We start from the raw sequence: 26,562 nt of genomic DNA on the forward strand, positions 1-26,562 counted from the left end.
CCACGATGCCCCTCCTCGAAGTCAACAACCTCCAGATCGGCCTGCAGACCCAGCGCGGCCCGGCCCCGGCCGTGCGCGGCATCTCGTTCTCGCTGGAGCGCGGCGAAACGCTGGGCATCGTCGGCGAATCGGGCTGCGGCAAGTCGATCACCGTGATGTCGCTCATGGGCCTGCTGCCCTCCAGCGCGCAGGTCACCGGCAGCATCAAGCTCGACGGGCAGGAACTCGTCGGCCTGCCCGAAAAGCAGATGTGCCAGATCCGCGGCAACCGCATCGGCATGATCTTCCAGGAACCGATGACGGCGCTGAACCCGGTGCACACCATCGCGCGCCAGGTCGGCGAGCCGCTGCAGCTGCACCGCGGGCTGACCAAGGCGCAGGCCCGCAAGGAAGCTCTGGGCCTGCTCGACCGCGTGGGCATTCCCGACGCGGCCTCGCGCCTCGACGCCTACCCGCACCAGTTCTCCGGCGGCCAGCGCCAGCGCATCGGCATCGCGATAGCCTTGGCCTGCGGCCCCGACCTGCTGATTGCCGACGAGCCCACCACCGCGCTCGACGTGACCATCCAGAAGCAGGTGCTCGACCTGATCCAGAGCCTGGTCAAGGAAATGGGCATGGCGATGATCCTGATCTCGCACGACCTCGGCGTGATCGCCAACAGCGTGAAGCGCATGCTAGTGATGTACGGCGGCAGCGCGGTCGAAAGCGGCCCGACCGACACCGTCTTCGCGGGCCGCGCGCATCCCTACACGCGCGGCCTGTTCGCGGCGCGCCCCGCCATCGGCGCGGTGCGCGCGGGCAGGCTGCCGACCATCCGGGGCAGCGTGCCCGAGTTGGTCGACATGCCGCGCGGCTGCGCCTTCGCGGGCCGCTGCGCCCACACCATCGACCTGTGCCAGAGCACCCGGCCCCAGGCCACGCTGCTGCCGAACGACCACACGGTGCGCTGCCTGCGGCTCGGCGAGATCGCCGCGCTGAACGCCAAGGCCGCCGCCCTCCCCGCATGAGCCAGTCCACCAATGCCGGCCAGCCCCTGCTGGCCGTGAAGAACCTCTACCGCCACTACGCGCTGCCGCGTGAAAAACTGTTCGGCCCGCCGCCGACCGTGAAGGCGCTCAACGGCGTGAGCTTCGACGTGCACGCCGGCAAGAGCATGGGCATCGTCGGCGAATCGGGCTCGGGCAAGTCGACCATCGCGCGGCTGGTGATGGCGCTGGACACGCCCACGTCCGGCACCGTATCGCTCGAAGGCCGCGACCTGCATGCGCTGTCGAAGGAAGCGCTGCGCACGGCGCGGCGCGATTTCCAGATGGTGTTCCAGGACCCCTACGGTTCGCTCGACCCGCGCCAGACCGTGGCGCGCATCGTGGCCGAGCCGCTGGAGGCGCTGGCCGAGACCAGCCGCGCCGAGCAGCGCGAGCGCGCATCGGAAGCGCTTGCCGCCGTCGGCCTGCGCACCACCGACATGGACAAGTACCCGCACGAGTTCTCGGGCGGGCAGCGCCAGCGCATCGCCATTGCACGCGCGCTCATCACACGCCCCAAGCTCATCGTGGCCGACGAGCCGGTGAGCGCGCTCGACGTGTCGGTGCAGGCCCAGGTGCTCAACCTGATGCAGGACCTGCAGCAGCAGTTCGGCATCAGCTACCTGCTCATCAGCCACGACCTCGCGGTGGTCAACCACCTGTGCGACGAAGTCTGCGTGGTGTTCAAGGGCCGCATCGTGGAGCGGGGCCGCCCGGCCGACCTGTTCGCGCATGCGCAGCACGAATACACGCGCACGCTGCTGTCCGCCGTGCTGCACACGCCGTCGCGCTAGGCGACGCCGGTTCTCAGTTTCATCCTCACCTCCAGGAACTATCGAATGTTGAAGCGACGCACACTCATGACTTCCGCCATGGCCGCGGCAATCCCGGGGGTCTTCCTGCCCCAGGCACGTGCGCAGGCCGGCAAGAACACGCTGACGATCGGCATGCCGCTCGAGCCGCCGGGCCTGGACCCGACCACCGGCGCCGCGTCGGCCATCGCGGAGATCACGCAGTACAACATCTTCGAGACGCTCACCAAGGTGAATGCCGACGGCTCGGTCACGCCGATGCTGGCGGAGAGCTGGTCGTCGTCGCCCGACATGAAGACCTTCGTCTTCAAGCTTCGCAAGGGCGTGCGCTTCGAGAACGACCAGCCCTTCAACGCGCACACCGTGAAGTTCTCGTTCGACCGCGCGGGCGGCGCCAAGAGCACCAACAAGGACAAGCGCTTCTTCAGCGAGATCGGCACCGTGGTGCTCGACGAGTACACGGTGGGCGTCAACAGCACGCTGCCCAACCCCGACCTGCCGTTCATGCTGGGGCAGTCGACCGCCTGCATCGTCGAGCCCAAGAGCGCCGACACCAATGCCACCGCGCCGGTGGGCACCGGCCCGTACAAGCTGAGCGCATGGCAGCGCGGCGCCTCCTGCACGCTGGTCAAGTCGCCGAGCTACCGCGACCCGAGCCTCGCGAAGGTCCCGAAGTTCGTGTTCCGCTTCATGTCGGACACGGCCGCGCAGACCGCCGCGCTGATGGCCAGCGACATCGACATCTTCCCGCGCGCGGGCACCCGCTCGGTCGCGCAGTTCAAGGGCAACCCGCGCTTCCAGGTGATTGAAGTGGGCACGCGCGGCAAGGTGATCCTGACCATCAACAACCGCAAGAAGCCACTGGACGACGTGCGCGTGCGCCGCGCCATCCTGGCGGCCATCGACCGCAACGCAATCATCCAGGGCGCGGCGGACGGCTTCGGCAAGCCCATCGGCAGCCACTACGCCATGGGCGCGCCGGGCTTCGTCGACACCACGGCGATGAACCCCTTCGACATCGAGAAAGCGAAGAAGCTGCTGGCCGAAGCGGGCGTGAAGACGCCGCTAGAACTGCGCCTGCAACTGCCTCCGCCCTCGTATGCACGCCAGGGCGGCGAGATGATCGCAGCGCAGCTGGCGCAGATCGGCATCAACGTGAAGATCCAGAACGTGGAATGGGCCCAGTGGCTCAGCGGCACCTTCGGCGGCGCGCACGATTTCGACCTGACGATGGTCGCGCACGTGGAGCCCTTCGACCTGGTGAAGTACACCGAGCCCGACTACTACTGGGGCTACGACTCCAAGAAATTCCGCGACCTGTTCGTCACCATCCAGAACGAAGAGAACAAGAAGCGCCGCGCCGACCTGCTGGCCGACGCCCAGCGCATGCTGGCCACCGATGCGGTCAACGGCTTCCTCTACCAGGCGGTGTTCCCGACCATCGCGCGCAAGGAAGTGAAGGGCCTGTGGCCGAGCATGCCGATCGTGGTGAACGACCTGGCCGCGATCTCGTGGGGTTGATGCGATGACGACCAAGCCCCTCTATTCGCTGGGCGTGCAGGAGCTGCACGCGGCCTATGCCGCCAAGGAACTGTCGCCGGTGGAAGTGGCGCGCTCGGTGAACGAGCGCATCGCCGCCTACGAGCCCGAGCTGCACGCAACCTGGCTGTTCCGCCCTGAACTCGCGCTCGAGCAGGCGCGCGCCTCCGAAGCCCGCTGGCTGGCCGGCAAGCCGCGCGGCATGCTCGACGGCGTGCCCGTGACCATCAAGGACAACCTCGCCACCGAAGGCGACCCGATGCCGCTGGGCACCGCCGCCTACGACCTGGTGCCGATGAGCTACGACTCGCCGCCCGCCGCGCGCCTGAAGGAAGACGGCACGGTGCTGGTGGCCAAGACCACCATGCCCGACCTGGGCATGCTGTCGTCGGGCCTGTCGAGCTTTCATGAACTCTCGCGCAACCCATGGGACGTTTCGCGCACGCCGGGCGGTTCCAGCTCCGGCGCCGGTGCTGCTGCGGCCGCAGGCTACGGCCCGCTGCACGTGGGCACGGACATCGGCGGCTCGCTGCGCCTGCCGGCCAGCTGGTGCGGCATCTACACGCTCAAGCCCAGCTTCGGCCGCATTCCCCTCAGTTCACCCTACATGGGCCGCTGTGCCGGTCCGATGACGCGCACGGTGGCCGACTCGGCGCTGATGATGGCGTCGGTCGCGCAGCCCGACGATCGCGACTACTCGGAGCTGCCGCCGCCGGTCATCGACTGGAACGCCTTCGAGGTCGATCCGTCGTTCCTCAAGGGCAAGCGCGTGGCGCTGCACATGGACGCGGGCTGCGGCCTGCCGCTCGATCCGCAGATCGCCGAGGCGGTGCGCCGCGCGGCGAAGCGCATCGAGGCTGCCGGTGCGCACGTCGAAGAAATCCCGGCCTTCATGACACCGAAGATGCTGCAGGGCATGGACCACTTCTGGCGCATGCGCTCGTGCATCGACATCCAGGCGATGCCGGCCGAGAAGCGCGCGAAGATCCTGCCGTACATCCGCGAATGGGCCGAGAGCGCCGCCGGATTCTCGGGCGCGCACATCTTCGACGCCTACAGCCAGTTCATCGCCACGCGCGCGGCCACGGTCGCCGCAACCAAGGCCTACGACTTCGTCATCTCGCCGGTGTCGCCCAACCTGCCCGCGCCGGCCGACCACGCCTCGCCGACCAACGATCCGATGCTGCCGCTGGAACACATCGGCTTCACGGTGCCCTACAACATGTCGGAGCAGCCCGCCGCGTCGATCAACTGCGGCTATTCGGCCGAGGGCATGCCCATCGGGCTGCAGATCGCCGGGCGCCGTTTCGACGACCTGGGCGTGCTGCAGTTCAGCCGCGCCTTCGAGCAGATCCGCGAAGCACAGAAACCCTGGCCGGAACCCAAGTGATCCGCCACAAGGAGACATCGACCCCATGAACGCCACCCACTACATCGACGGCCGCCGCGTGGCGTCCGAAGGCAACGCCACCATCGACGTGATCGACCCGAGCGATGGCCAAAAATTCGGCGAGATCGCACGCGGCACCGCCGCCGACATCGATACCGCCGTGCGCGCGGCGCGCCAGGCCATGGGCGACAACTTCGACGGTACCTGGGGCGAGATGACGGCGCTGCAGCGCGGCCGCCTGCTCGGCAAGCTCGGCGCCGCCGTCATGGCCCACCACGAGGAGCTGGCCCAGCTCGAAGCCCGCGACACCGGCAAGGCACTGCGCGTGGCGCGCAACGACGCGACCGCGCTGGCCCGCTACATGGAGTACTACGCCGGCGCCTGCGACAAGCTGCATGGCGACACGCTGCCCTACGAACGCGGCTACACGGTGCTGACCGTGCGCATCCCGCACGGCGTGACGGGCCACATCATTCCCTGGAACTACCCGATGCAGATCGCGGGCCGCAGCGTGGGTGCGTCGCTCGCCGCCGGCAACGCCTGCGTGGTGAAGCCGGCCGAAGACGCCAGCCTGTCGCTGCTGCGGCTCGCCGAGCTTGCGACCGAGGTCGGCTTCCCGGCCGGCGCGCTCAATGTGGTGACGGGCTACGGCAAGGAAGCCGGCGCGGCGCTGTGCGCGCACCCGGGCATCGACCACATCTCCTTCACCGGCTCGACCATGACCGGCCGCAGCGTGGGCCTGGCCGCCGCCGAGCGCCACTGCCCGGTGACGCTGGAGCTGGGCGGCAAGTCGCCGCAGATCGTGTTCGCCGATGCCGACCTGGACGCGGCCGAGCCGGTGCTGCTCAACGCCATCATCCAGAACGCGGGCCAGACCTGCTCGGCCGGCAGCCGCGTGCTGGTGGAACAGTCGGTCTACGAAGAAGTGGTGCAGCGGCTCGCGAAGCGCTTCACCGCCGTGCGCGCGGGCACGCCCGCCGAAGACCTGGACATGGGCCCGCTCATCAACGAAAAGCAGTTCCGCCAGGTGCGCGACATGGTCTCGACGGCCGAGGCCGCGGGCCTGAAGGTGGCGGCGCGCGGCACGGTGTCGCCCAACGCACCGTCCAGCGGCTACTACCAGGAGGCCGTGCTGTTCCGCGATGTGCCGCACGACAGCGATCTGGCGCAGCGCGAGATCTTCGGCCCTGTGCTGGTCGTGATGCCTTTCGCCGACGAGGCGGAGGCGGTGCGCCTGGCCAACGGCACGGACTTCGGCCTGGTGGCCGGCGTGTGGACCCGCGACGGCGCGCGCCAGCTGCGCATGGCGCACAAGCTGCACTGCGGGCAGGTCTTCGTCAACAATTACGGTGCGGCGGGTGGTGTAGAACTGCCCTTCGGCGGCGTGAAATCCAGCGGCTTCGGCCGCGAGAAGGGCTTCGAGGCCCTGCTCGGATTCACGACCCTCAAGACCATCGCAATCAAGCACGGATGAAGACAACACATGACAACCACTGAACAGCAAACGCCGCGCAAGGTCGGCCTCGTCGGCGTCGGCCTGATGGGCCACGGCATCGCAAGCAACATCGTCAAGCATGGCCACCAGCTGACCGTGCTGGAACACGCGGGCAACCAGCCGATCGACGGGTTGCTGAAGGCCGGCGCCACTTCGGTGAAGGACGTGGCTGCGCTGGCTGCTCAGGTCGACGTGCTGATCCTGTGCGTCACCGGCACGCCGCAGGTCGAGGCCGTGATGCTGGGCGACCAAGGCGCACTGTCAGCGCTGCGCCCCGGTACGGTCGTGATCGACTGCTCCACGGCAGTGCCCGCCTCCACCGCCAAGGTGGCCGAGGCGGTGAGCGCCAAGGGCGGCAAGTTCATCGACGCGCCCATGACGCGCACCGCCAAGGAGGCGGCCGAAGGACGCCTGAACCTGCTGGTGGGCGGCGACGCCGAAGTGCTGGCCTCGTGCCTGCCGCTGCTGCGCTGCTTTGCGGAGAACATCACGCACGTGGGCGGCATCGGCGCCGGCCACGCGATGAAGCTGCTTCACAACTTCGTGTCTCTGGGCACCGTGGCGCTGCTGTGCGAGGCAGCCGCCTGTGCGGAGCGCGCCGGCGTGAAGCCAGAGGTGTTCGTCGATGTGCTCGCCAAGGGCGGCGGCAATGGCGTGGCGCTGGAACGCGTCAAGCCCAAGCTGCTGACGGGCGGCACCGATTCGCTGAAGTTCTCGATGGCGAACGCCAAGAAGGACCTTGGCTACTACAACGACATGGCGGAACAGGCGTCGGCCGGGCACGGCATCGCGCAAGCCGTGGATGCGCTGCTGACGCAAGGCGTGGAGAAGTTCGGTCCGGACCGGATGGTGCTTGATCTGGTCGAAGCGTTGCGCTGATTGCCCAGATCGCTTAAGTCCTTGATCTTGTTGGACTCAGCGTGTGTGAATGTGGTGGAGCTGGGGGGATTTGAACCCCCGTCCGCAAGCCTTCATCGCGCAGTTCTACATGTTTAGTGATCTGATTTAAGTCTCGCTTCCGGAACCGCGCAGTCACACGCTGAACCGGACGCCAGCACCCTATTTTCTCGCCCCGACCCAAGGTACCCGGATCGAAGCCAGCCCATGTAATTATCCTTGCAGCCGGGAGGTCAGGATTGCTCCAGACCCCCTTGCCCAGCCCATCGGCCAACTGTTGCAAGGCTCACTGGCAATTAAGCAGCGAGTGCGAAACGTTCGTCGTTTGCAGTTAGTTTGTTTGAATCTGTTTTACGAGCGCATTCAGCTCGACATGCCCCGCTGCGACTCCGAACCCACGTCGAAACCAGTGCAGCCCCAAGCGACTCATTTTAGGCGCTATTGAGTAACTTCAAGAGCTCCAAGGGCGAAGATATTGATGCGTCGGCCTTCCACAGGGCCGAATCGGCCTGCGAACCCATGTAGCCGTAGGTGGCGGCAACGGTGCGCATGCCCGCTGCGCGGCCCGCGATGATGTCCCGCTCGTCGTCGCCCACGTACATGCAGGCATCGGAAGGCACGCCGAGTCGGCGCGCGGCTTCATGCAGGGGCTCTGGATGCGGCTTGGCGAACGGCGTGGTGTCGCCGCTGATAACCGCTCCTGCGGTCTCGAAGAGCGGTATGGCGCGCGTGAGCGGGTCGGTGAACCGCATCGACTTGTTGGTCACGACACCCCATGGAAGCCCCTGCTCGCGCAGTGCTTCGATCAACGCATGAACGCCGTCGAACACCTGCGTATTGAGCAGCATGCGGCGCTCGTAGGTCACGAAGAACTCTTCGCGCAATTCATCGAACTCGGGCGACTCCGGCGTGATGCCGAAGGCCACGCCAAGCATGCCCCGCGCACCGGCCCCTGCCATCGGTCGGTATCTTTCGAGCGGATACGACGCCAAGCCGCGATCGGTACGCATCTTGTCGGCTGCCGCGCCCAGGTCGGGTGCGCTGTCGATCAGCGTGCCGTCGAGGTCGAACAGCACAGCTTTTGTCTTGAGCCCGCTGCTCATGCCGGAGCGCCCGGCTTCCGGGTGGCGAACATGTAGTTGACGCTGGTGTCGCCGCTGAGCCAGTAGCGGCGCGTCAACGGGTTGTGCTCCATGCCCCGGGTGTGCCGCAGGTCGAGCCCGGCTGCCCGGCAATAGGCGGCCAGTTCGCTAGGGCGAATCAACTTCGCGTACTCATGCGTCCCACGCGGCAGCATGCCAAGCACGTATTCGGCGCCCACTATGGCCAGCATGAAAGACTTCAGGTTTCGGTTGATGGTCGAGAAGAACACCCATCCACCTGGCTTCACCAGATCCGCGCAGGCCTGGATCACCGATGCCGGTTGCGGCACATGCTCGAGCATTTCCATGCAGGTGACGACATCGAAACTGCCCGGCTGCTCCGCCGCCAGCGCCTCAGCGCTGATCTCGCGGTACTTCACGCCGCGCGTGCCGGCTTCGAGCGCATGAAGTTGCGCCACCTTGAGCGCCTTGCCGGCCAGGTCGATGCCCAGAACTTCCGCACCCTTGCGAGCCATCGAATCGGCCAGGATGCCACCGCCGCAGCCGATATCGAGCACCCGGCGCTGCGAAATAGGCGCAATACCGTCGATCCATTCCAGGCGCAATGGATTGATTTCGTGCAATGGTCGGAATTCACTTTCCAAATCCCACCAACGGTGCGCGAGTTCTGAAAACTTGGCCAGTTCGGCCGGATCGGCATTCACGTTTTCTGTCATGCAGCGATTATGAAACGAGCCATGCCCGACAACACCGAGCAAGGCTTTGCTGAATGAGCGAATGCCAATTCGACAGACATAAAAAAACCCCGCCGTAGCGGGGTTTTCATGATCGATGGAATCGATTGATTAGTTGGCGCGGGTGCCGACCACTTCGATTTCCACGCGACGGTTCTTGGCGCGACCTTCCTTGGTCTTGTTGTCAGCCACAGGCTGCGACTTGCCCTTGCCTTCGGTGTAGACGCGGTTGCGTTCGATGCCCTTCGAGACCAGGAAGGCCTTGACGGCTTCGGCGCGACGGACCGACAGACGCTGGTTGTAGGCAACCGTACCGATCGAGTCGGTGTGGCCCACAGCGATGATCACTTCGAGGTTCACACCACGGATCTTCTCGACCAGGTCGGTCAGCTTCGCACGGCCTTCAGGCTTCAGAACCGACTTGTCGAAGTCGAAGAAGGCGTCAGCAGCGAAGGTCACCTTGTTGGCGGCCACGACCGGGGGAGCCGGGGGAACCGGAGCAGCAGGCGTAGGAGCCGTAGCGACAGGAGCAGCAGGAACCAGAGCACCGTCGCAACCAGCGGCAGCCGTTGCGGGCGTCCAGTTGGCATCGCGCCAGCACAGTTCGTTCGTGCCGTTCTTCCAGACCAGTTCGCCGGTGCCGTTTTGCCAGTTGTCGATCGTAGGACCGCCGTCCGCAGCGGTGACACGGGTCTGCGCGCCGGCGGCAGTGGCGAGCGCAGCGACTGCAAACATCATCGCCACTTTATTCAGTTTCTTCATGGTTCTCCTCTTGGGGAAAAAGCCGCAGCCGCGCTGCGAATCAAGGACGCTTTAAGTGACCACCACCCAAAACGTTGAGGCGATTGTGCCATAGGGTCTTTGGCAAACAGGCCGCAGGACGGCCCCGAAGCGTAGGACGGAGGCGGAATAGAGGCCTTGTGTTGCGGCGGTGCGACACCCCTCACAGCGTAAAATTTCACCTTCCTGCCGCCAGCACCTCGTTCATGACCTCCTTCGCAAAAGAAACCCTGCCCATCAGTCTTGAAGAGGAAATGCGCAGCAGCTATCTCGATTACGCCATGAGCGTGATCGTCGGCCGAGCGCTTCCCGACGCCCGTGACGGCCTCAAGCCAGTACACCGGCGCGTGCTCTACGCGATGCACGAACTCAACAACGACTGGAACCGGCCGTACAAGAAGTCCGCCCGTATCGTCGGTGACGTGATCGGTAAGTACCACCCGCACGGCGACCAGTCGGTCTACGACACCATCGTCCGGCTGGCCCAGGACTTCTCCATGCGCCACATGCTGGTCGACGGCCAGGGCAACTTCGGGTCGGTCGATGGAGACAACGCGGCCGCAATGCGTTATACGGAAATCCGGCTGGCCAAAATTGCGCACGAAATGCTGGCCGATATCGACAAGGAAACTGTCGACTTCCAGGACAATTACGACGGTTCCGAAAAAGAGCCGAAGGTGCTGCCGAGCCAGTTGCCCAATTTGCTTGTGAACGGCTCGGGCGGTATTGCGGTCGGCATGGCCACCAATATTCCGCCGCACAACCTGAACGAGGTCGTCGACGCCTGCCTCTACCTGCTTCGCAACCCCGAAGCCTCCATCGACGAACTGATGGAAATCGTGCCGGCGCCCGACTTCCCCACCGCCGGCATCATCTACGGCATCAACGGCGTGAAGGACGGCTACCGTACAGGCCGCGGCAAGGTCGTGATGCGCGCCAAATGCCACTTCGAGGACATCGACCGCGGCCAGCGCCAGGCGATCATCGTCGACGAGCTCCCCTACCAGGTCAACAAGAAGACGCTGCAGGAGCGCATGGCCGAGCTGGTGCACGAGAAGAAGATCGAAGGCATCAGCCACATCCAGGACGAGTCCGACAAGTCGGGCATGCGCCTAGTGATCGAGCTCAAGCGCGGCGAAGTGCCCGAGGTCGTGCTCAACAACCTCTACAAGCAGACTCAGCTGCAGGACACCTTCGGCATCAACATGGTGGCGCTGGTCGACGGCCAGCCCAAGCTGTGCAACCTGAAGGACCTGATCCAGGTCTTCCTGCAGCACCGCCGCGAAGTGGTCACGCGCCGCACCGTCTTCAATCTGCGCAAGGCACGCGAGCGCGGCCATGTGCTCGAAGGCCTGGCAGTGGCGCTGGCGAACATCGACGAGTTCATCCGCATCATCCGCGAATCGCCCACGCCGCCGGTCGCCAAGGCCGAGCTCATGACGCGCAGCTGGGACAGCAAGCTGGTGCGCGAGATGCTCACGCGCTCGCGCGCCGACGGCGGCGTGATCAACGCCGACGACTACCGCCCCGAGGGCCTCGAACGCCAGTACGGCATGGGCGGCGACGGCCTCTATCGCCTCTCGGACACGCAAGCCCAGGAAATCCTGCAGATGCGCCTGCAGCGCCTGACCGGCCTCGAGCAGGACAAGATCGTGGCCGAGTACAAGGACGTCATGGCCGAGATCGACGACCTGCTCGACATCCTGGCCAAGCCCGAGCGCGTCTCGACCATCATCGGCGACGAGCTGGGCACCATCAAGCAGGAGTTCGGCCAGTCGAAGGTTGGCGCGCGCCGCAGCCTGGTGGAGCACAGCGCCTACGACCTCTCGACCGAAGACCTGATCACCCCGACCGACATGGTGGTGACGCTCTCGCACAGCGGCTACATCAAGAGCCAGCCGTTGGGCGAGTACCGCGCCCAGAAGCGCGGCGGCCGCGGCAAGCAGGCCACGGCCACCAAGGAAGACGACTGGATCGACCAGCTCTTCATCGCCAACACGCACGACTACATCCTGTGCTTCTCGAACCGCGGCCGGCTGTACTGGCTCAAGGTATGGGAAGTGCCTGCGGGTTCCCGCGGCTCGCGCGGCCGTCCGATCGTCAACATGTTCCCGCTGCAGGAAGGCGAGAAGATCAACGTCGCCCTCGCCCTCACCGGCGAAAAGCGCACCTTCCCGGCCGACCAGTACGTGTTCATGGCGACCTCGATGGGCACCGTCAAGAAGACCGCGCTCGACGAGTTCAACAACCCGCGCAAGGGCGGCATCATTGCCGTGAACCTGGACGAGGGCGACTACCTGATCGGCGCCGCCCTGACCGACGGCAAGCACGACGTGATGCTCTTCAGCGACGGCGGCAAGGCCGTGCGCTTCGACGAGGAAGACGTCCGCCCGCTGGGCCGCAACGCGCGCGGCGTGCGGGGCATGTCGCTCGACCCGGGCCAGGGCGTGATCGCCATGCTGGTGGCCGAGGACGAGCAGCAAAGCGTGCTCACCGCGACCGAAAACGGTTACGGAAAACGCACAAGCATTACGGAATACACGCGCCACGGCCGCGGAACCAAAGGCATGATCGCGATTCAACAGAGTGAGCGCAACGGCAAGGTCGTTGCCGCCACACTCGTGCATTCGGATGATGAGATCATGCTCATTACCGACAAGGGCGTGCTTGTACGCACGCGGGTTGCCGAGATTCGCGAACTGGGTCGTGCGACGCAAGGCGTCACGCTGATCGGACTCGACGAAGGCGCCAAACTCAGCGGGCTGCAACGTATCGTCGAAAACGACGCGAATGGCGAAACCGAGCCTGACGCGGACGATACTTCCTCATCTTCAACGGAGAATCCTCAGTGAAAAAAATCAAACTCGCACTTCTGACGGTCGCCCTGGCTAGCAGTTCGATGGCCGCAATGGCCCAGGACAAGGCCACGCTCATCAAGCAGTTCATCGACATCCAGCGTCCCGGCATCGAATCGCTGGCGCGCGGCCTGGTCGAGCAATCGAGCGCTCCGATCGCACAGGCGGGTTCGCAGTACCTGCAGACGCAGGTGCCGGAAGCCAAGCGCGAGTCTGCCGCCAAGGCTGCCGACGCCGAGCTGAAGAAGTACTTCGACGACGCCTACCCGATCGTGCGCGACAAGGCAGTGCAGCTGGCTCCTGGCGCCCTGACCCCGCTGCTCGAGCAGAACTTCAGCGAAGACGAGCTCAAGCAGCTGCTGGCCTGGATCAACTCGCCCCTGAGCAAGAAGTACCAGGAGCTGAACCCGAAGATGCAGACCGCACTGACGGAAAAGCTGGTGGCCGACACGCGCGCCACCATCGAACCGAAGATGCGCGCACTCGATGAGAACGTCGCCAAGGCCCTCGGCGCCCCGACCGATGCCGCCGCCCCCGCCGCCAAGGCCCCGGCCAAGGCACCAGCCAAGAAGTAAAGCAACGTGACCCAGCAGCAGACGCCGGCCGGCAAGCGCCCCTACAACTTTTCGGCCGGCCCGGCTGCCATGCCGGAAGCGGTGCTGCAACGCGCCGCCTCCGAAATGCTCGACTGGCACGGCAGCGGCATGAGCGTGATGGAAATGAGCCATCGCGGCAAGGAGTTCGGCTCGATCTGCACGCAGGCCGAAGCCGACATCCGCACGCTGCTGGCCGTGCCCTCCAATTTCCACATCCTGTTCATGCAGGGTGGCGGCCTCGGCGAGAACGCCATCGTTCCGCTGAACCTGTCGCGCGGCAAGACCGCCGACTTCGTCATTACCGGCAGCTGGAGCACCAAGTCGCACAAGGAAGCGCAGCGCTACTGCACCGCGCGCGTGGCCGCGAGCAATGCCGACGACCAGCACACCGGATTGCCCGATCCCGCGACCTGGCAGCTGTCCAAGGACGCCTCGTACGTGCACGTGTGCTCCAACGAGACCATCAACGGCATCGAGTTCCAGCAGCTGCCCGACCTGGCGGCGCTGGGCAGCAATGCCCCGCTGGTCATCGATTTCTCTTCGCACGTTGCCTCGCGCAGCGTCGACTGGAGCCGCGTGGGCCTGGCCTTCGGCGGCGCGCAGAAGAACCTCGGCCCGGCCGGCCTGACGATCGTCGTCGTGCGCGACGACCTGCTCGGCCACGCGCTCGAGATCTGCCCGAGCGCGTTCAACTACAAGACCGTGGCCGACAACAACTCCATGTACAACACCCCGCCGACCTGGGGCATCTACATGGCAGGGCTCACGTTCCAGTGGCTGCTGCAGCAAAAGGAAGGCGACCTCACGGGCGTCGCGGCCATCGAGCAGCGCAACATCGCCAAGGCGAAGCTGCTGTACGACTACATCGACGGCTCCGACTTCTACGCCAACCGCATCGACCCCAACTGCCGCTCGCGCATGAACGTGCCGTTCTTCCTGGCGGACGAAGGGCGCAACGAAGCCTTCCTGGCCGGTGCGCGCGAAGCCGGGCTGCTGCAACTCAAGGGGCACAAGTCGGTCGGCGGCATGCGCGCCAGCATTTACAACGCCATGCCGCTGGAAGGGGTGCAGGCGCTGGTGGGCTACATGCGAGAATTCGAGCGATCGCATGCCTAGGCGCATGCTCCGCTCAGTTGCCCGCACCGATGACCGCCTCCGCCCCCACACCACCCTCTTCACCTTCCGATAACTCCGAGAGCCTGGCCGATCTGCGCGTGCAGATCGACTCGCTCGACCAGCGCCTGCTCAGCCTGCTCAACGAGCGGGCCCACGTGGCCGAGCTGGTCGGCGAGGTCAAGAAGCGCGAGGGCACGCCGTTCTTCCGCCCTGATCGCGTGGCGCAGGTCATCGACAAGATGCAGAAGAGCAATGGCGGTCCGCTCAAGGATCTCCACGTGGCGGCCATCTGGCGCGAAATCATGTCGGCCTGCCTGGCGCTCGAATCGCCGCAGCGCGTCGCCGTGTTGGGCCCCGAGGGCACCTTCTGCGAACAGGCCGCCATCGAGTACTTCGGCGGCGCCGCCGACCTGATCTACTGCGCCAGCTTCGACGAAGTTTTCCACGCCACGGCCGCCGGCAGCGCCCAGTACGGCGTGGTCGGCGTCGAGAACTCGACCGAAGGCGTCGTCACGCGCTCGCTCGACCTGTTCCTGCACTCGCCCACCCATGTCGTCGGCGAAGTCAGCCTGCTGGTGCGCCACCACCTCCTGCGCAGCAGCAACTCGCTCGAAGGCGTGGAAGCCGTGCTGGCCCATCCGCAGGCGCTGGCCCAGTGCCAGACCTGGCTGTCCAAGCACCTCCCGAATGCCGAACGGCGCGCCGTGTCGAGCAACGCCGAGGGCGCCCGCCTCGCGTCGACCAATCCGGCCTGGGCCGCGCTGGCCGGCGAACGCGCCGCCACCCGCTTCGGCCTGCACATCGTGGCGCACGCCATCCAGGACGACTCCTACAACCGCACCCGCTTCTCCGTCATCTGCCTGCCGCAGACGCTGGCCATGCCGCCGGCCTCGGGCCGCGACTGCACCAGCCTGATCGTCTCGGTGCCGAACCGGCCCGGCGCGGTGCACGACCTGCTGGTTCCGCTGAAGGCCAACAACGTGTCGATGACCCGCTTCGAGTCGCGCCCCGCGCGCACCGGCCAGTGGGAGTACTACTTCTACATCGACCTCGACGGCCACCCCTCGCAGCCGAACGTGGCCGCGGCCCTGGCCGAACTGCGCGGACTCTGCGCCTTCTACAAGGTGCTGGGCGCCTACCCCGTCAAGTCCTGAGCGGCAGGCAGACACACAGCATGTTCGAACAACTGGGACTGATCGGCTGCGGCCTGATGGGCGGCTCCTTCGCGCTCGCGCTCAAGCGCGCGAAGCTGGTGAAACGCGTGGTGGGCTACAGCAAGTCGCCCTCCACCACTGAGCGGGCACGCCAGCTCGGCGTGATCGACGTGGCGGCGCCTTCGGCGCTGCTGGCGGTGTCGGGCGCCGACATCGTGCTGCTGGCGGTGCCGGTGGCCGCGTCGGAGGCCACGTTCAAGGCCATCCGCCATGGCATCGCAAGCGAAACGCTCGTGATGGACGTCGGCTCGACCAAGGGCGACGTGATCGAAGCCGCCCGCAACGGGCTGCAGCGCCAGTTCGCGAACTTCGTGCCGGCACACCCGATCGCGGGCAAGGAACTGTCGGGCATCGAGCATGCCGAGGCCTCGCTCTTCAACGGCCGCCAGGTCGTGCTGACGCCCGTGAAGACCACGCTGCGCTCCAACGTGCAGCGGGCCTCGCAGGTGTGGAGCGGCATCGGCGCGCATGTGGTCACCATGACGCACGAAGAGCACGACGCCGCCTTCGCGGCCGTGAGCCACCTGCCGCACCTGCTGGCCTTCGCATACACCAACGCCATCGCCAGCCAGCCCCAGGGCGACCGCTTCCTGAGCCTCGCGGGCCCGGGCTTCCGCGATTTCTCGCGCATTGCCGCAAGCGACCCGGTGATGTGGCGCGACGTGCTGCTGGCCAACCGCGAACAGGTGCTGCAGCAGTCGCAGGCTTTTCGCAAGGCGCTGCAAGACCTCGAGGCACTGATGACGGCGGGCGACCTGCAAGGGCTGGAGCAATCCATCGCCACCGCCAGCAAGGCCCGCGCGGCTTGGAAGCCGGCCACCGACACTTCGTCGCAGCAGCAGGACAACTGAGATGTTCTCGACCACCTTCCTCGACCTGCCGGCCCTCGCGGGCGCGGCCGGCACGGTGCGGCTGCCGGGCTCCAAGAGCATCTCCAACCGCGTGCTGCTGCTGGCGGCGCTCGCCAGCGGCACCACCACCATCCACGACCTGCTCGATTCCGACGACACGCGCGTGATGCTCACCGCGCTGCGCGCGCTCGGCTGCGGCATCGATCCGGACGGCAACACCCTGCGCATCACCGGCCTCGGCGGCCAGCTCCAGCCCAGCGAGGCGCTGCTGCCGCTGTTCCTCGGCAACGCCGGTACCGCGATGCGTCCGCTGACTGCGGCGCTGTCGCTGCTGGGCGGCGAGTTCGAGCTCAGCGGCGTGCCGCGCATGCACGAGCGCCCGATCGGCGACCTGGTCGACGCACTGACCCAGCTCGGCTGCCGCATCGACCACCTCGGCAACCCCGGCTATCCCCCGCTGCGCATCCACCCGGTGCCGCACGGTGAACTGGCGCTCGATGCGCCGATCCGCGTACGCGGCGACGTGTCGAGCCAGTTCCTGACCGCGCTGCTGCTGGCGTTGCCGCTGGCTGCAGCCAACGACATCGTGATCGAGGTGGTCGGCGAGCTGATCTCCAAGCCCTACATCGAGATCACGCTGAACCTGCTGGCGCGCTTCGGCATCCATGTGCGGCGCGACGGCTGGGAACGCTTCACGATTCCGGCCGGCAGCCAGTACAGCTCGCCTGGCGACATCCACGTCGAGGCCGATGCTTCTTCCGCCAGCTATTTCATAGCACTGGGCGCCATCGCGACCGGCGTTTCCGGCAGGAACGGCATCCGCATCGAGGGCGTGGGCGCCGATTCGATCCAGGGCGACATCCGCTTCATCGACGCAGCCCGCCAGATGGGCGCGCAGGTCGACAGCGGCCCCAACTGGCTCGAAGTGCGCCGCGGCGCCTGGCCGCTCAAGGCCATCGACATCGACGCCAACCACATCCCCGACGCCGCAATGACGCTGGCCGTCATGGCGCTGTATGCCGACGGCCCGACCACGCTGCGCAACATCGCGAGCTGGCGCGTGAAGGAAACCGACCGCATCGACGCCATGGCCAACGAGCTGAAGAAGCTCGGCGCCGCCGTCGAGGCCGGGCCGGACTTCATCCGCGTGCACCCGTTGGCACAGGCCGGCTGGCGTCCCGCGAGCATCCACACCTACGACGACCACCGCGTGGCCATGTGCTTCTCGCTCGCGGCGTTCAACCCGGCGGGCGTGCCGGTGCGCATCCTCGATCCGCATTGCGTCGCCAAGACCTTCCCCGACTATTTCGAGACCCTGTTCTCGGTGGCCGAGGCCACGGAGGTGCCGGTGATCTGCATCGACGGCCCGACCGCCTCCGGCAAAGGCACGCTGGCGGCCGAAGTGGCGCGGCTGCTGGGCTACCACTACCTCGATTCGGGCTCGCTCTATCGCGTGACAGGCCTGGCCATGCGCCGCGCCGGCCTGAGCGCCGACGCCCAGCACGAAGCGCAGATCGCCGCCCTCGCCGCCGGCCTGCCCCTGCAATTCACCGAGGGCAAGGTGCTGCTGGCCGGCGAAGACGTCAGCGACGAGATCCGCACCGAGGCGGCCGGCATGGACGCCTCCCGCGTCTCCACGCTGCCCGCCGTGCGCGCGGCGCTGCTGGCCCTGCAGCAGCGTTTTCGCCAGTTGCCCGGGCTGGTGGCCGACGGCCGCGACATGGGCACCGTGATCTTCCCCGACGCGGCGCTCAAGGTGTTCCTCACGGCCAGCGCCGCCGAGCGCGCCGAACGGCGCCATAAGCAGTTGATTTCAAAGGGTATTTCGACTACACTCGACAGTCTTCGCTCCGACTTGGAAGCGCGTGATGCCCGGGATTCCTCCCGCAGCGTCGCCCCCCTCAAGCCGGCGCAGGACGCCCGCCACCTCGACAACTCCCAGCTGTCCATCGAGCAATCGATCGACCAGGTGTTGGACTGGTGGCAGCAAGTACAGCCTTTCAAGTCCGCTTGAAAAGCTGGCGCCAGACGGAATATCCGAAGGCGCATACCGCTCCAGCAGGCTCTCTTCGCGCGACAGCGCACCGGCCTGCTGGTTGTTCAACCAACCCGGGTTTATATCCAAAAAGCCCACAAAACCGCCGTCTACAGACCCACAGCAGCCGCACGCAATTTCGCATGAGCGCCTGCCAACCCTGCCTGACGGAAGGAACCATAAATGTCTGAATCTTTTGCCGACCTATTCGAAGAGTCCCTGAAGCGTTCCGAAATGCGCACCGGCGAGGTCATCACGGCCGAAGTCGTGCGTGTCGAACACAACCACGTCGTCGTCAACGCCGGTCTGAAGTCCGAAGCGTATGTGCCGATCGAAGAGTTCAAGAACGACAAGGGCGAACTCGAAGTTCAGGCCGGCGATTTCGTTTCCGTTGCCATCGGCAGCGTTGAAAACGGCTACGGCGACACCATCCTCTCGCGCGACACCGCCAAGCGTCTGGCTTCGTGGCTCGCCCTGGAGAAGGCCCTGGAATCGGGCGACTTCGTCACCGGCACCACCAGCGGCAAGGTCAAGGGCGGCCTCACGGTCCTGGTCAACGGCATCCGCGCGTTCCTGCCGGGCTCGCTGATCGACACGCGTCCGATCAAGGACCTGACCCCGTACGAGAACAAGACCCTCGAATTCAAGGTCATCAAGCTCGACCGCAAGCGCAACAACGTCGTGCTGTCGCGCCGTGCCGTGGTCGAAGCCAGCATGGGCGAAGAACGCGCCAAGCTGATGGAAACGCTGAAGGAAGGCGCAGTCGTGCGCGGCGTGGTCAAGAACATCACCGAATACGGTGCGTTCGTGGACCTCGGCGGCATCGACGGCCTGCTGCACATCACCGACATGGCATGGCGCCGTGTCCGCCACCCGAGCGAAGTCGTTCAGGCCGGCCAGGAAATCACCGCCAAGATCCTCAAGTTCGACACCGAGAAGAACCGTGTCTCGCTGGGTCTCAAGCAAATGGGCGACGATCCGTGGATGGGCGTTTCGCGCCGCTACCCGCAATCGACCCGCCTGTTCGGCAAGGTCACGAACATTGCCGACTACGGCGCGTTCGTCGAACTCGAACCCGGCATCGAAGGCCTGGTGCACGTCTCCGAAATGGACTGGACCAACAAGAACATCGCTCCGAACAAGATCGTCTCGCTGGGCGACGAAGTCGAAGTCATGGTCCTGGAAATCGACGAAGACAAGCGCCGCATCAGCCTGGGCATGAAGCAGTGCAAGGCCAACCCGTGGCAAGAGTTCGCCCAGAACACGAAGCGTGGCGACCGCGTCAAGGGCCCGATCAAGTCGATCACCGACTTCGGCGTGTTCGTGGGTCTGGCTGCCGGCATCGACGGCCTGGTTCACCTCTCGGACCTCTCGTGGAACGAAGCCGGCGAAACCGCCGTTCGCAACTACAAGAAGGGCCAGGAAGTCGAAGCGATCGTGCTGGCAGTCGACGTCGACCGCGAGCGCATCTCGCTGGGCATCAAGCAGCTCGACAGCGACCCGTTCACCACGTTCACCACCGTGAACGACAAGGGCCAGATCGTGACCGGCAAGGTCAAGACGGTTGACGCCCGCGGCGCTGAAATCGACCTCGGCGAAGACATCATCGGCTACCTGCGTGCTTCGGAAATCTCGCGCGACCGCGTCGAAGATGCCCGCAACGTGCTGAAGGAAGGCGACGAAGTCACCGCCATCGTCGTGAATGTGGATCGCAAGACCCGCAACATCCAGCTGTCGATCAAGCAGAAGGACATGGTCGACGAACAAGGCGCCATGGCCAGCCTGAGCCAGCAGTCGGCACGCGAAAACGCGGGCACGACCAGCCTGGGCGCACTGCTGCGCGCCAAGCTCGACAACAGCGACAACAAGTAAGCTGAGTCCGGAGACAGAGCAGGCCCTGGGGCCGCTCTGTCTTTTTTTTCGTCCACGTTTTTGTTTGGCCCATGACCCGCTCAGACCTCGTCGAAGAACTCGCAGCCCGCTTTGCGCAACTGACGCACCGCGACGCCGAATACGCCGTCAAGACCATCCTCGACGCGATGAGCGACGCCCTGGTGCGCGGGCACCGCATCGAAATCCGCGGCTTCGGCAGCTTCTCGGTCAACCGCCGTCCGCCGCGCATCGGCCGCAACCCGCGTTCGGGCGAGAGCGTGCAGATTCCCGAAAAACGGGTGCCGCACTTCAAGCCCGGCAAGGCGCTGCGCGAAGCCGTGGATGCCAAGACAGCCGAGCTCGACGCGGACAAGGAAGCCAAGGCCCGCAAGGCCTGACGCACGGACGATCAGAATGCCTGCAAACGTAGAATGCTCCCGGCAACGGGAACGGCTATGAAATACCTCCTGTGGCTGCTCAAGGCAGCCATTTTTTTTACGCTATTCGCCTTCGCGCTGAACAACCAGCACGACGCGACCGTCTATTTCTTCTTCGGCACCTACTGGCGCGCACCACTGGTGCTCGTCGTGCTCGCGGCCTTTGCCGGCGGGCTCGTGGTGGGTGCGCTCGGCATGCTGCCGGGCTGGTGGAAACACCGTACCGCGGCGGCGCAGTTGCCTGCAGTCCCCGCCGAAGCACCGTCCCCCGCGGCATCGGCGGCCGTGGCCGCTCCTGCAGCGGCCCAGCCCACTTCCGCCCCCGACCTTCCCGCCGTACGTCAACATGGACTTTGATCCCAGCTGGCTGCTGATCGGCCTGCCCATCGCCTTCGTGCTGGGCTGGCTCGCATCGCGCTTCGACATCCGCCAGCTCAAGCTCGAGAACAGGCAAGCCCCCAAGGCCTACTTCCGCGGCCTGAACTTCCTGCTCAACGAGCAGCAGGACCAGGCCATCGACGCCTTCATCGAGGCCGTGCAGAACGACCCCGACACACAGGAGCTGCACTTCGCCCTCGGCAACCTGTTCCGCCGCCGCGGCGAATACCAGCGCGCCGTGCGCGTGCATGAGCACCTGCTGGGCCGCGGCGATCTGAGCCGCAGCGACCGCGAGCGCGCGCAGCACGCCCTGGCGCAAGACTTCCTGCGCGCCGGCCTGCTCGATCGCGCCGAAGCCGCATTGCAGAAGCTCGAAGGCACGCGCTACGAGAACGAGGCCCGCCTGTCGCTGCTGGCCATCTACGAGCGCTCGCGCGAGTGGGCGCAGGCCGCCGACGTGGCCCAGAAGCTCGACGAATCGGATCAGGCGAGCTACGCCACGCGCCGCGCACACCACCTGTGCGAGCAGGCCACCGAGCGCGTGGCTGCCAGCGACCTGCCCGGCGCCACCAAGCTGCTCGCGCAGGCCGTCGAGCTGGCGCCGCAGGCGCCGCGTCCCGCCATCGACACCGCCAACCTCCAGCTGCGCAAGAGCGAACCGGCCGCGGCCTTCGACACCCTCGTGGCGCTCAGCGAAACCGCGCCGCTCGCGCTGCCGCTCTATGCCGCCACGCTGCAGCAGGCGGCCGTCGGCGCGCACCGCGAAGGCGAGGCGCTCGCGCTGCTGCAGCGGCGCTATGTCGAATCGCCGTCGATCGACGTGCTCGAGGCGCTGATCGCCCTCGGCGGCAAGCCCACCGCCACCGCCGAAGATCCGCACCCCACGCCGCGCGACGGCTACATCGCCCACCTCGCGCAGCAGCCTTCGCTGGTGGCCGCATCGCGCTGGCTGGCGGGCGAACGCTTCGAGCACGAGCAGTTCCATCCGCAGGTGCAACGGGCGCTCGACCAGGCCACCAGGCCGCTGATGCGCTACCGCTGCGCGGCGTGCGGCTTCGAGGCGCACCAGTACTTCTGGCACTGCCCCGGCTGCCAGGCGTGGGACAGCTATCCACCCCGCCGCGTGGAAGAACTCTGACCACAATTCAGAACAATGGTCACCCTGAGGCGATTGCGGCCCCAGGGCGTCAACGCCCCGCTCCCTGACCCCGTTGTGCCCGGGCCGACGTGCTCGTCGGCTGTCTGTCACATCAACAAATCACAGGGAGTTTTCAAATGTTCAAGAAGCTGTTGGCCACCACGGCCATGCTGTTCGCCATCACCTCGTTCGCAGCGGTCGATGCCAACAAGGGCACCGTCGCCGAACTCGACGGCCTCAAGGGTGTGGGGCCCTCCATGTCGAAGCGCATCATCGAAGCGCGCAAGGAAAAGGAATTCAAGGACTGGCCCGACTTCATGCAGCGCGTGAAAGGCGTGAAGGAAAAGAAGGCCGCCAAGCTGTCGGCCGAGGGCCTGACGGTCAACGGCCAGGGCTTCTCCGGCGCGGCCGCCGCGCCGAAGGAGACCAAGGCGGCCAAGGCCTCGAAGTCCTGAGCGTCGCCAGCACATCACGAAGCCGCCTCCGGGCGGCTTTTCCATTTGGGGCGACAGCTTGCGGATAATCCAGCGCATGCTGCTGAACGCCCTCGTCATCTGCCTTGCCGCCTGTGTCGGCGCCCTCATGCGCTGGGGCTTTGCCACCTGGCTCAACCCCGGAGGCGTGCTGCCCTGGGGCACGCTGGCGGTCAACCTGATCGGCGGCTACCTCATCGGCATCGCCATCGGCGTGTTCAACGGCCTGCCGGACATCGACCCGGCCTGGCGCCTGATGGTCATCACCGGCTTCCTCGGCACCCTGACGACCTTCTCCAGCTTCTCGGCCGAGGTCGTCGGCATGCTGATGAACGGCCGGCTCGGCCTCGCGCTGGCCACGCTCATGCTGCACCTGGGCGGCTCGCTGTGCCTCACGTGGCTGGGCTTTCGAACCGTGCAGGCTTTCTCGGCCTGAATGTCCAGAAAACTGCCTTATGTCTTGCGGTTATAGATAAGGCCTTTGATAGGGGCCGCCGATAGAATCAACCACAATGCCCCTGGTCTTTCTCGTCGCACTCCCTTTCATTGCCAGCGTGCTGGCCGCGTTGATGCCCTCCAACGCGCGCAACAGGGAGTCGACGCTCGCGGGGCTCGTGGCGCTGGGCTGCGCCATCCAGGCCGCATGGTTCTTCCCGCAGATCGCGCACGGCAATGTGCTCCGGCAAGAAATCGAATGGCTTCCGGCCCTCGGGCTGAACCTGGTGTTCCGCATGGACGGCTTCGCATGGCTGTTCTGCATGCTGGTGCTGGGCATCGGTGCACTGGTGGTGCTTTATGCGCGCTACTACATGTCGGCCTCCGACCCGGTGCCGCGCTTCTTCTCTTTCTTCCTCGCGTTCATGGGCGCGATGATGGGCGTGGTGCTCTCGGGCAACCTGATCCAGATGGTGCTGTTCTGGGAGCTCACCAGCCTTTTCTCCTTCCTGCTGATCGGCTATTGGCACCACCGCCGCGACGCACGGCGCGGCGCGCGCATGGCGCTCACCGTCACCGGCGCGGGCGGGCTGTGCCTGCTGGCCGGCGTGCTGGTGCTGGGCCGCATCGTCGGCAGCTACGAGCTCGACGTGGTGCTGGCCTCGGGCGACCTGATCCGCGCGCATGCGCTCTACCCCACCGCGCTGGTGCTGGTGCTGCTGGGCGCCTTCACCAAGAGCGCGCAGTTCCCGTTCCATTTCTGGCTGCCGCGCGCCATGGCCGCGCCCACGCCGGTGTCGGCCTACCTGCACTCGGCCACCATGGTGAAGCTGGGCGTGTTCCTGATGGCGCGGCTGTGGCCCGTGCTCTCGGGCACCGAGCAATGGTTCTGGCTGGTGGGCGGTGCCGGCGCCATCACGCTGCTGCTGGGCGGCTTCATCGCCATGTTCCAGCGCGACCTGAAGGCGCTGCTGGCCTACTCGACCATCTCGCACCTGGGGCTCATCACGCTGCTGCTGGGCCTGAACAGCCCGCTGGCCGCCGTGGCCGCCGTCTTCCACGTGATGAACCACGCGACCTTCAAGGCGTCGCTGTTCATGGCGGCCGGCATCATCGACCATGAGACGGGCACGCGCGACATCCGCAAGCTCAGCGGCCTGATGCGGCTGATGCCCATCACGGGCACGCTGGCCATCATCGCCAGCGCCTCGATGGCCGGCGTGCCGCTTCTCAACGGCTTTCTCTCGAAGGAAATGTTCTTCGCCGAGACGGTGTTCATCCAGTCGACGCCGTGGGTCGATTTCAGCCTGCCGGTCATCGCCACCATCGCAGGCGTCTTCAGCGTGGCGTATTCGGCGCGCTTCGTGTTCGACGTGTTCTTCGGCCCGCCCTGCGGCGACGAAGTACCCAAGCACCCGCACGAGCCGCCGCACTGGATGCGCGTGCCGGTCGAGCTGCTGGTGCTGGTGTGCCTGGTGGTGGGCGTGGCGCCGGCGTGGTCGGTCGGCCCGATGCTCGCCGCCGCGGCCACGCCCGTGGTCGGCGGCACGCTGCCGGAATACAGCCTGGCCGTGTGGCACGGCTTCAACCTGCCGCTGGTGATGAGCTTCGTGGCGCTGCTGGGCGGCGCCATGCTGTACCTGCTGCAGCGCCGCCAGCGCGCGGGCGGCGGCCTCGAGAACACCCCCCTGCTGCATCGCTTCGACGGCCAGGTCATCTTCGAGCACCTGCTCGCGCTGCTGAGCGAAACCGGCCGACGCAGCCGCCGCCTGTTCGGCACCAAACGCATGCAGTGGCAATTGCTGTTGCTCGTGGTGGTGGCCGTGGCGGGCGCGGCCGCGTCGCTCTGGGCCACGCCCGCGGCGCCCGGCACGCGCGAGCCGCTGCCCTTCTCGCCGATGTTCGCAATGACCTGGCTCATCGGCGGCACCTGCGCGCTGGCCGCCGCCTGGCAGGCCAAGTTCCACCGGCTCGCGGCGCTGATGCTCGCCTCCGGCGCGGGGCTGGTCTCGTGCGTGACCTACATCTGGTTCTCCGCGCCCGACCTCGCGCTCACGCAGCTGGTGGTCGAGGCGGTGACCACGGTGCTGATCCTGCTGGGCCTGCGCTGGCTGCCGATGCGCAGCAAGGACGCCGTCCAACCTGCGCGCGCGCGGCTGCGGCCCTGGGGGCGCCGCGGCCGCGACCTGCTGGTGGCCGCCATTGCCGGCGGCGGCATGGCCGCGCTGGCCTGGGCCATGATGACGCGGACCTTCCCGCAGAGCATTTCCCCCTTCTTCCTCGAACGCGCGCTCACCGAAGGCGGCGGCACCAATGTGGTCAACGTGATGCTGGTCGACTTCCGCGGCTTCGACACCTTCGGCGAGATCACCGTGCTGGGCGTGGTCGCGCTCACGGTGTATGCGCTGCTGCGGCGCTTTCGCCCCGCGATCGAATCGATGGCGCTGCCGATCCAGCAGCGCCTGCAGGTCGACGACGGCAGCAGCGACCTGCTGAATCCGCGCCGCGCCAAGGACACCGCCGTCGGCTACCTGATGGTGCCGGCCGTGCTGGTGCGGCTGCTGCTGCCGCTGGCGGTGCTGGTGTCGGTCTACTTCTTCATGCGCGGCCACAACGCGCCGGGCGGCGGCTTCGTCGCCGGGCTGGTGATGTCGGTCGCGCTGGTGCTGCAGTTCATCGTCTCGGGCACCGAGTGGGTGGAGGAGCACCTGCGCATCTACCCGCGCCGCTGGATCGCCATCGGCCTGCTGTTCGCGCTCACCACCGGCAGCGGCGCGGTGGTGTTGGGCTACCCCTTCCTGACCACGCACACCGCGCACCTGCACCTGCCGCTGCTGGGCGAGGTGCACGTGCCCAGCGCCCTCTTCTTCGACATCGGCGTGTTCGCGCTGGTGCTCGGTGCCACCATGCTGATCCTGACCGCGCTGGCCCACCAGTCCATAAGAAGCCACCGCTGGGCCGATGAACAGGCCGAAAAAGAGGCCGAAGCGGCCGCCGCCGTCACCGCCGCCGGAGGGGCCCGCTGATGGAGGCCGTGCTCGCACTCGCCATCGGCGTGCTCACCGGCTCGGGCGTCTACATGCTGCTGCGCCCGCGCACCTTCCAGGTCATCATGGGCCTGACGCTGATCTCCTACGCGGTCAACCTGTTCATCTTCAGCATGGGCCGGCTCAAGGTCGACAGCGAGCCGGTGCTCGTCAAGGGCTTCGAGGCCACGCTGGCCAACACGGCCGACCCGATGCCGCAGGCGCTGGTGCTCACGGCCATCGTGATCGGCTTCGCGATGACGGCGCTGTTCCTCGTCGTGATGCTCGCCTCGCGCGGCCTGACCGGCACCGACCACGTGGACGGTGAAGAGCGGCAGGAGGCGGAGTGAAGGAAGTTTTT

The 26,562-nt window shown here is 66.4% G+C and carries 23 protein-coding genes and 1 other RNA gene; 20 read left to right on the forward strand and 4 right to left on the reverse strand.

Annotated elements, in window-relative coordinates; genetic code table 11:
- Positions 1 to 5 precede the first annotated feature (5 nt).
- From C4F17_RS10290 to C4F17_RS10315, 6 genes are read left to right on the forward strand one after another with little or no spacing between them, the layout of a single operon-like run.
- Positions 6 to 1,007, forward strand: coding sequence for an ABC transporter ATP-binding protein (locus tag C4F17_RS10290; RefSeq protein WP_106935172.1), 1,002 nt, complete (start codon positions 6 to 8; stop codon positions 1,005 to 1,007).
- Positions 1,004 to 1,819, forward strand: a complete 816-nt coding sequence (locus C4F17_RS10295) for an ATP-binding cassette domain-containing protein (RefSeq protein WP_081266798.1) — start codon at positions 1,004 to 1,006, stop codon at positions 1,817 to 1,819. Before C4F17_RS10290 ends, C4F17_RS10295 begins: the two co-directional genes overlap by 4 nt.
- Before the next feature lie 45 nt (positions 1,820 to 1,864).
- A complete protein-coding gene (locus C4F17_RS10300; protein ID WP_106935173.1) occupies positions 1,865 to 3,358 on the forward strand; it encodes an ABC transporter substrate-binding protein in 1,494 nt (497 codons plus the stop codon).
- Between the two features lie 4 nt (positions 3,359 to 3,362).
- A complete protein-coding gene (locus C4F17_RS10305) occupies positions 3,363 to 4,766 on the forward strand; it encodes an amidase (RefSeq protein ID WP_081266800.1) in 1,404 nt (467 codons plus the stop codon).
- A 25-nt stretch (positions 4,767 to 4,791) separates the two neighbouring features.
- A complete protein-coding gene (locus C4F17_RS10310; protein WP_106935174.1) occupies positions 4,792 to 6,240 on the forward strand; it encodes an aldehyde dehydrogenase family protein in 1,449 nt (482 codons plus the stop codon).
- A 9-nt stretch (positions 6,241 to 6,249) separates the two neighbouring features.
- A complete protein-coding gene (locus tag C4F17_RS10315; RefSeq protein WP_106935175.1) occupies positions 6,250 to 7,140 on the forward strand; it encodes an NAD(P)-dependent oxidoreductase in 891 nt (296 codons plus the stop codon).
- A gap of 52 nt (positions 7,141 to 7,192) precedes the next feature.
- On the opposite strand, the gene ssrA is transcribed toward C4F17_RS10315, so the two are convergent.
- From ssrA to ompA, 4 genes are all read right to left on the reverse strand, one after another.
- Positions 7,193 to 7,577: a transfer-messenger RNA gene (ssrA, locus tag C4F17_RS10320) on the reverse strand.
- A 12-nt stretch (positions 7,578 to 7,589) separates the two neighbouring features.
- Entirely contained in the window at positions 7,590 to 8,261 is a 672-nt protein-coding gene (gene gph, locus C4F17_RS10325; protein ID WP_081266803.1) for a phosphoglycolate phosphatase, read from the reverse strand.
- The gene (gene ubiG / locus C4F17_RS10330; RefSeq protein WP_081266804.1) at positions 8,258 to 8,977 is read right to left on the reverse strand and encodes a bifunctional 2-polyprenyl-6-hydroxyphenol methylase/3-demethylubiquinol 3-O-methyltransferase UbiG; all 720 of its coding nucleotides are present in this window, start codon (positions 8,975 to 8,977) and stop codon (positions 8,258 to 8,260) included. The genes gph and ubiG overlap by 4 nt, the downstream gene beginning before the upstream one ends.
- A 129-nt stretch (positions 8,978 to 9,106) precedes the next feature.
- Positions 9,107 to 9,757 carry an outer membrane protein OmpA gene (ompA, locus tag C4F17_RS10335; RefSeq protein WP_081266805.1) on the reverse strand — a complete coding sequence of 217 codons (651 nt, stop codon included), beginning with the start codon at positions 9,755 to 9,757 and terminating at the stop codon, positions 9,107 to 9,109.
- Positions 9,758 to 9,981: 224 nt separating this feature from the next.
- On the opposite strand from ompA, the gene gyrA reads away from it, so the two are divergent.
- The 14 genes from gyrA (at position 9,982) to C4F17_RS10405 (ending at position 26,551) form a co-directional block, all read left to right on the forward strand.
- Complete coding sequence (gyrA, locus tag C4F17_RS10340) at positions 9,982 to 12,627, forward strand: DNA gyrase subunit A (protein ID WP_081266806.1); 2,646 nt, start codon at positions 9,982 to 9,984, stop codon at positions 12,625 to 12,627.
- Complete coding sequence (locus C4F17_RS10345) at positions 12,624 to 13,205, forward strand: DUF2059 domain-containing protein (protein WP_081266807.1); 582 nt, start codon at positions 12,624 to 12,626, stop codon at positions 13,203 to 13,205. Before gyrA ends, C4F17_RS10345 begins: the two co-directional genes overlap by 4 nt.
- A gap of 69 nt (positions 13,206 to 13,274) precedes the next feature.
- Positions 13,275 to 14,342 (forward strand): 3-phosphoserine/phosphohydroxythreonine transaminase, encoded by a 1,068-nt coding sequence (gene serC, locus C4F17_RS10350; protein ID WP_234382874.1) that lies wholly within the window; start codon positions 13,275 to 13,277, stop codon positions 14,340 to 14,342.
- Positions 14,343 to 14,371: 29 nt separating this feature from the next.
- Positions 14,372 to 15,496 carry a prephenate dehydratase gene (gene pheA, locus C4F17_RS10355; RefSeq protein WP_081266809.1) on the forward strand — a complete coding sequence of 375 codons (1,125 nt, stop codon included), beginning with the start codon at positions 14,372 to 14,374 and terminating at the stop codon, positions 15,494 to 15,496.
- Positions 15,497 to 15,516: 20 nt separating this feature from the next.
- On the forward strand, positions 15,517 to 16,407 hold the full coding sequence (locus C4F17_RS10360; protein ID WP_106935177.1) for a prephenate dehydrogenase: 891 nt from the start codon (positions 15,517 to 15,519) through the stop codon (positions 16,405 to 16,407).
- A gap of 1 nt (position 16,408) precedes the next feature.
- Positions 16,409 to 18,421 carry a bifunctional 3-phosphoshikimate 1-carboxyvinyltransferase/cytidylate kinase gene (locus C4F17_RS10365; protein ID WP_106935178.1) on the forward strand — a complete coding sequence of 671 codons (2,013 nt, stop codon included), beginning with the start codon at positions 16,409 to 16,411 and terminating at the stop codon, positions 18,419 to 18,421.
- 204 nt (positions 18,422 to 18,625) lie between these two features.
- Positions 18,626 to 20,314 carry a 30S ribosomal protein S1 gene (gene rpsA, locus C4F17_RS10370; RefSeq protein WP_081266812.1) on the forward strand — a complete coding sequence of 563 codons (1,689 nt, stop codon included), beginning with the start codon at positions 18,626 to 18,628 and terminating at the stop codon, positions 20,312 to 20,314.
- 71 nt (positions 20,315 to 20,385) lie between these two features.
- Complete coding sequence (locus C4F17_RS10375; RefSeq protein ID WP_081266813.1) at positions 20,386 to 20,712, forward strand: integration host factor subunit beta; 327 nt, start codon at positions 20,386 to 20,388, stop codon at positions 20,710 to 20,712.
- Positions 20,713 to 20,769: 57 nt separating this feature from the next.
- Positions 20,770 to 21,108, forward strand: coding sequence for a LapA family protein (locus C4F17_RS10380; RefSeq protein ID WP_081266814.1), 339 nt, complete (start codon positions 20,770 to 20,772; stop codon positions 21,106 to 21,108).
- Positions 21,098 to 22,267: a lipopolysaccharide assembly protein LapB gene (lapB, locus tag C4F17_RS10385; RefSeq protein ID WP_106935179.1), complete on the forward strand. Its 1,170-nt coding sequence runs from the start codon at positions 21,098 to 21,100 to the stop codon at positions 22,265 to 22,267. Before C4F17_RS10380 ends, lapB begins: the two co-directional genes overlap by 11 nt.
- 137 nt (positions 22,268 to 22,404) lie before the next feature.
- Positions 22,405 to 22,722 (forward strand): ComEA family DNA-binding protein, encoded by a 318-nt coding sequence (locus C4F17_RS10390; protein WP_081266816.1) that lies wholly within the window; start codon positions 22,405 to 22,407, stop codon positions 22,720 to 22,722.
- A gap of 76 nt (positions 22,723 to 22,798) precedes the next feature.
- The gene (gene crcB / locus C4F17_RS10395; RefSeq protein WP_081266817.1) at positions 22,799 to 23,176 is read left to right on the forward strand and encodes a fluoride efflux transporter CrcB; all 378 of its coding nucleotides are present in this window, start codon (positions 22,799 to 22,801) and stop codon (positions 23,174 to 23,176) included.
- Positions 23,177 to 23,252: 76 nt separating this feature from the next.
- Positions 23,253 to 26,201, forward strand: a complete 2,949-nt coding sequence (locus C4F17_RS10400; protein WP_106935180.1) for a monovalent cation/H+ antiporter subunit A — start codon at positions 23,253 to 23,255, stop codon at positions 26,199 to 26,201.
- Positions 26,201 to 26,551 (forward strand): Na+/H+ antiporter subunit C, encoded by a 351-nt coding sequence (locus tag C4F17_RS10405; RefSeq protein ID WP_106935181.1) that lies wholly within the window; start codon positions 26,201 to 26,203, stop codon positions 26,549 to 26,551. The genes C4F17_RS10400 and C4F17_RS10405 overlap by 1 nt, the downstream gene beginning before the upstream one ends.
- Positions 26,552 to 26,562 lie beyond the last annotated feature (11 nt).

Source organism: Variovorax sp. PMC12, assembly GCF_003019815.1.
Lineage (GTDB): Bacteria > Pseudomonadota > Gammaproteobacteria > Burkholderiales > Burkholderiaceae_C > Variovorax.

Coding starts and splice junctions, on each gene's coding strand:
- C4F17_RS10290 (WP_106935172.1), top strand. CDS start 6: ATGCCCCTCCTCGAAGTCAACAACCTCCAGATCGGCCTGCAGACCCAG.
- C4F17_RS10295 (WP_081266798.1), top strand. CDS start 1,004: ATGAGCCAGTCCACCAATGCCGGCCAGCCCCTGCTGGCCGTGAAGAAC.
- C4F17_RS10300 (WP_106935173.1), top strand. CDS start 1,865: ATGTTGAAGCGACGCACACTCATGACTTCCGCCATGGCCGCGGCAATC.
- C4F17_RS10305 (WP_081266800.1), top strand. CDS start 3,363: ATGACGACCAAGCCCCTCTATTCGCTGGGCGTGCAGGAGCTGCACGCG.
- C4F17_RS10310 (WP_106935174.1), top strand. CDS start 4,792: ATGAACGCCACCCACTACATCGACGGCCGCCGCGTGGCGTCCGAAGGC.
- C4F17_RS10315 (WP_106935175.1), top strand. CDS start 6,250: ATGACAACCACTGAACAGCAAACGCCGCGCAAGGTCGGCCTCGTCGGC.
- gph (WP_081266803.1), bottom strand. CDS start 8,261: ATGAGCAGCGGGCTCAAGACAAAAGCTGTGCTGTTCGACCTCGACGGC.
- ubiG (WP_081266804.1), bottom strand. CDS start 8,977: ATGACAGAAAACGTGAATGCCGATCCGGCCGAACTGGCCAAGTTTTCA.
- ompA (WP_081266805.1), bottom strand. CDS start 9,757: ATGAAGAAACTGAATAAAGTGGCGATGATGTTTGCAGTCGCTGCGCTC.
- gyrA (WP_081266806.1), top strand. CDS start 9,982: ATGACCTCCTTCGCAAAAGAAACCCTGCCCATCAGTCTTGAAGAGGAA.
- serC (WP_234382874.1), top strand. CDS start 13,275: ATGCCGGAAGCGGTGCTGCAACGCGCCGCCTCCGAAATGCTCGACTGG.
- pheA (WP_081266809.1), top strand. CDS start 14,372: ATGACCGCCTCCGCCCCCACACCACCCTCTTCACCTTCCGATAACTCC.
- C4F17_RS10360 (WP_106935177.1), top strand. CDS start 15,517: ATGTTCGAACAACTGGGACTGATCGGCTGCGGCCTGATGGGCGGCTCC.
- C4F17_RS10365 (WP_106935178.1), top strand. CDS start 16,409: ATGTTCTCGACCACCTTCCTCGACCTGCCGGCCCTCGCGGGCGCGGCC.
- rpsA (WP_081266812.1), top strand. CDS start 18,626: ATGTCTGAATCTTTTGCCGACCTATTCGAAGAGTCCCTGAAGCGTTCC.
- C4F17_RS10375 (WP_081266813.1), top strand. CDS start 20,386: ATGACCCGCTCAGACCTCGTCGAAGAACTCGCAGCCCGCTTTGCGCAA.
- C4F17_RS10380 (WP_081266814.1), top strand. CDS start 20,770: ATGAAATACCTCCTGTGGCTGCTCAAGGCAGCCATTTTTTTTACGCTA.
- lapB (WP_106935179.1), top strand. CDS start 21,098: ATGGACTTTGATCCCAGCTGGCTGCTGATCGGCCTGCCCATCGCCTTC.
- C4F17_RS10390 (WP_081266816.1), top strand. CDS start 22,405: ATGTTCAAGAAGCTGTTGGCCACCACGGCCATGCTGTTCGCCATCACC.
- crcB (WP_081266817.1), top strand. CDS start 22,799: ATGCTGCTGAACGCCCTCGTCATCTGCCTTGCCGCCTGTGTCGGCGCC.
- C4F17_RS10400 (WP_106935180.1), top strand. CDS start 23,253: ATGCCCCTGGTCTTTCTCGTCGCACTCCCTTTCATTGCCAGCGTGCTG.
- C4F17_RS10405 (WP_106935181.1), top strand. CDS start 26,201: ATGGAGGCCGTGCTCGCACTCGCCATCGGCGTGCTCACCGGCTCGGGC.